Raw genomic sequence first — 3,970 nt, 5'->3', positions numbered from 1 at the left:
CTCGAGCACCACCACCACCACCACTGAGATCCGGCTGCTAACAAAGCCCGAAAGGAAGCTGAGTTGGCTGCTGCCACCGCTGAGCAATAACTAGCATAACCCCTTGGGGCCTCTAAACGGGTCTTGAGGGGTTTTTTGCTGAAAGGAGGAACTATATCCGGATTGGCGAATGGGACGCGCCCTGTAGCGGCGCATTAAGCGCGGCGGGTGTGGTGGTTACGCGCAGCGTGACCGCTACACTTGCCAGCGCCCTAGCGCCCGCTCCTTTCGCTTTCTTCCCTTCCTTTCTCGCCACGTTCGCCGGCTTTCCCCGTCAAGCTCTAAATCGGGGGCTCCCTTTAGGGTTCCGATTTAGTGCTTTACGGCACCTCGACCCCAAAAAACTTGATTAGGGTGATGGTTCACGTAGTGGGCCATCGCCCTGATAGACGGTTTTTCGCCCTTTGACGTTGGAGTCCACGTTCTTTAATAGTGGACTCTTGTTCCAAACTGGAACAACACTCAACCCTATCTCGGTCTATTCTTTTGATTTATAAGGGATTTTGCCGATTTCGGCCTATTGGTTAAAAAATGAGCTGATTTAACAAAAATTTAACGCGAATTTTAACAAAATATTAACGCTTACAATTTAGGTGGCACTTTTCGGGGAAATGTGCGCGGAACCCCTATTTGTTTATTTTTCTAAATACATTCAAATATGTATCCGCTCATGAATTAATTCTTAGAAAAACTCATCGAGCATCAAATGAAACTGCAATTTATTCATATCAGGATTATCAATACCATATTTTTGAAAAAGCCGTTTCTGTAATGAAGGAGAAAACTCACCGAGGCAGTTCCATAGGATGGCAAGATCCTGGTATCGGTCTGCGATTCCGACTCGTCCAACATCAATACAACCTATTAATTTCCCCTCGTCAAAAATAAGGTTATCAAGTGAGAAATCACCATGAGTGACGACTGAATCCGGTGAGAATGGCAAAAGTTTATGCATTTCTTTCCAGACTTGTTCAACAGGCCAGCCATTACGCTCGTCATCAAAATCACTCGCATCAACCAAACCGTTATTCATTCGTGATTGCGCCTGAGCGAGACGAAATACGCGATCGCTGTTAAAAGGACAATTACAAACAGGAATCGAATGCAACCGGCGCAGGAACACTGCCAGCGCATCAACAATATTTTCACCTGAATCAGGATATTCTTCTAATACCTGGAATGCTGTTTTCCCGGGGATCGCAGTGGTGAGTAACCATGCATCATCAGGAGTACGGATAAAATGCTTGATGGTCGGAAGAGGCATAAATTCCGTCAGCCAGTTTAGTCTGACCATCTCATCTGTAACATCATTGGCAACGCTACCTTTGCCATGTTTCAGAAACAACTCTGGCGCATCGGGCTTCCCATACAATCGATAGATTGTCGCACCTGATTGCCCGACATTATCGCGAGCCCATTTATACCCATATAAATCAGCATCCATGTTGGAATTTAATCGCGGCCTAGAGCAAGACGTTTCCCGTTGAATATGGCTCATAACACCCCTTGTATTACTGTTTATGTAAGCAGACAGTTTTATTGTTCATGACCAAAATCCCTTAACGTGAGTTTTCGTTCCACTGAGCGTCAGACCCCGTAGAAAAGATCAAAGGATCTTCTTGAGATCCTTTTTTTCTGCGCGTAATCTGCTGCTTGCAAACAAAAAAACCACCGCTACCAGCGGTGGTTTGTTTGCCGGATCAAGAGCTACCAACTCTTTTTCCGAAGGTAACTGGCTTCAGCAGAGCGCAGATACCAAATACTGTCCTTCTAGTGTAGCCGTAGTTAGGCCACCACTTCAAGAACTCTGTAGCACCGCCTACATACCTCGCTCTGCTAATCCTGTTACCAGTGGCTGCTGCCAGTGGCGATAAGTCGTGTCTTACCGGGTTGGACTCAAGACGATAGTTACCGGATAAGGCGCAGCGGTCGGGCTGAACGGGGGGTTCGTGCACACAGCCCAGCTTGGAGCGAACGACCTACACCGAACTGAGATACCTACAGCGTGAGCTATGAGAAAGCGCCACGCTTCCCGAAGGGAGAAAGGCGGACAGGTATCCGGTAAGCGGCAGGGTCGGAACAGGAGAGCGCACGAGGGAGCTTCCAGGGGGAAACGCCTGGTATCTTTATAGTCCTGTCGGGTTTCGCCACCTCTGACTTGAGCGTCGATTTTTGTGATGCTCGTCAGGGGGGCGGAGCCTATGGAAAAACGCCAGCAACGCGGCCTTTTTACGGTTCCTGGCCTTTTGCTGGCCTTTTGCTCACATGTTCTTTCCTGCGTTATCCCCTGATTCTGTGGATAACCGTATTACCGCCTTTGAGTGAGCTGATACCGCTCGCCGCAGCCGAACGACCGAGCGCAGCGAGTCAGTGAGCGAGGAAGCGGAAGAGCGCCTGATGCGGTATTTTCTCCTTACGCATCTGTGCGGTATTTCACACCGCAATGGTGCACTCTCAGTACAATCTGCTCTGATGCCGCATAGTTAAGCCAGTATACACTCCGCTATCGCTACGTGACTGGGTCATGGCTGCGCCCCGACACCCGCCAACACCCGCTGACGCGCCCTGACGGGCTTGTCTGCTCCCGGCATCCGCTTACAGACAAGCTGTGACCGTCTCCGGGAGCTGCATGTGTCAGAGGTTTTCACCGTCATCACCGAAACGCGCGAGGCAGCTGCGGTAAAGCTCATCAGCGTGGTCGTGAAGCGATTCACAGATGTCTGCCTGTTCATCCGCGTCCAGCTCGTTGAGTTTCTCCAGAAGCGTTAATGTCTGGCTTCTGATAAAGCGGGCCATGTTAAGGGCGGTTTTTTCCTGTTTGGTCACTGATGCCTCCGTGTAAGGGGGATTTCTGTTCATGGGGGTAATGATACCGATGAAACGAGAGAGGATGCTCACGATACGGGTTACTGATGATGAACATGCCCGGTTACTGGAACGTTGTGAGGGTAAACAACTGGCGGTATGGATGCGGCGGGACCAGAGAAAAATCACTCAGGGTCAATGCCAGCGCTTCGTTAATACAGATGTAGGTGTTCCACAGGGTAGCCAGCAGCATCCTGCGATGCAGATCCGGAACATAATGGTGCAGGGCGCTGACTTCCGCGTTTCCAGACTTTACGAAACACGGAAACCGAAGACCATTCATGTTGTTGCTCAGGTCGCAGACGTTTTGCAGCAGCAGTCGCTTCACGTTCGCTCGCGTATCGGTGATTCATTCTGCTAACCAGTAAGGCAACCCCGCCAGCCTAGCCGGGTCCTCAACGACAGGAGCACGATCATGCGCACCCGTGGGGCCGCCATGCCGGCGATAATGGCCTGCTTCTCGCCGAAACGTTTGGTGGCGGGACCAGTGACGAAGGCTTGAGCGAGGGCGTGCAAGATTCCGAATACCGCAAGCGACAGGCCGATCATCGTCGCGCTCCAGCGAAAGCGGTCCTCGCCGAAAATGACCCAGAGCGCTGCCGGCACCTGTCCTACGAGTTGCATGATAAAGAAGACAGTCATAAGTGCGGCGACGATAGTCATGCCCCGCGCCCACCGGAAGGAGCTGACTGGGTTGAAGGCTCTCAAGGGCATCGGTCGAGATCCCGGTGCCTAATGAGTGAGCTAACTTACATTAATTGCGTTGCGCTCACTGCCCGCTTTCCAGTCGGGAAACCTGTCGTGCCAGCTGCATTAATGAATCGGCCAACGCGCGGGGAGAGGCGGTTTGCGTATTGGGCGCCAGGGTGGTTTTTCTTTTCACCAGTGAGACGGGCAACAGCTGATTGCCCTTCACCGCCTGGCCCTGAGAGAGTTGCAGCAAGCGGTCCACGCTGGTTTGCCCCAGCAGGCGAAAATCCTGTTTGATGGTGGTTAACGGCGGGATATAACATGAGCTGTCTTCGGTATCGTCGTATCCCACTACCGAGATGTCCGCACCAACGCG

General features: G+C 51.5%; 3 protein-coding genes and 2 pseudogenes. 1 reads left to right on the top strand and 4 read right to left on the bottom strand.

Translation table 11 applies throughout. The annotated features are described in order from the left end of the window. Positions 1-721 precede the first annotated feature (721 nt). Positions 722-1,537, bottom strand: a complete 816-nt coding sequence (locus B5G52_RS21595) for an aminoglycoside O-phosphotransferase APH(3')-Ia (RefSeq protein ID WP_000018329.1) — start codon at positions 1,535-1,537, stop codon at positions 722-724. A 1,136-nt stretch (positions 1,538-2,673) separates the two neighbouring features. Then, on the bottom strand, positions 2,674-2,865 hold the full coding sequence (locus B5G52_RS21580; protein WP_000165985.1) for a Rop family plasmid primer RNA-binding protein: 192 nt from the start codon (positions 2,863-2,865) through the stop codon (positions 2,674-2,676). A gap of 64 nt (positions 2,866-2,929) precedes the next feature. On the opposite strand from B5G52_RS21580, the gene B5G52_RS21575 reads away from it, so the two are divergent. Next, the gene (locus B5G52_RS21575; protein ID WP_081450183.1) at positions 2,930-3,265 is read left to right on the top strand and encodes a hypothetical protein; all 336 of its coding nucleotides are present in this window, start codon (positions 2,930-2,932) and stop codon (positions 3,263-3,265) included. 17 nt (positions 3,266-3,282) lie between these two features. On the opposite strand, the pseudogene B5G52_RS21570 reads toward B5G52_RS21575, so the two are convergent. Beyond that, a pseudogene (locus B5G52_RS21570) lies at positions 3,283-3,624 on the bottom strand (hypothetical protein); the annotation flags it as partial. A 49-nt stretch (positions 3,625-3,673) separates the two neighbouring features. Next, positions 3,674-3,970: pseudogene (gene lacI / locus B5G52_RS21565) on the bottom strand (DNA-binding transcriptional repressor LacI); the annotation flags it as partial.

This window comes from Pseudoalteromonas sp. A601 (assembly GCF_002165575.1).
GTDB lineage: Bacteria > Pseudomonadota > Gammaproteobacteria > Enterobacterales > Alteromonadaceae > Pseudoalteromonas.
This window is presented reverse-complemented; position numbering and strand designations above follow the sequence as displayed.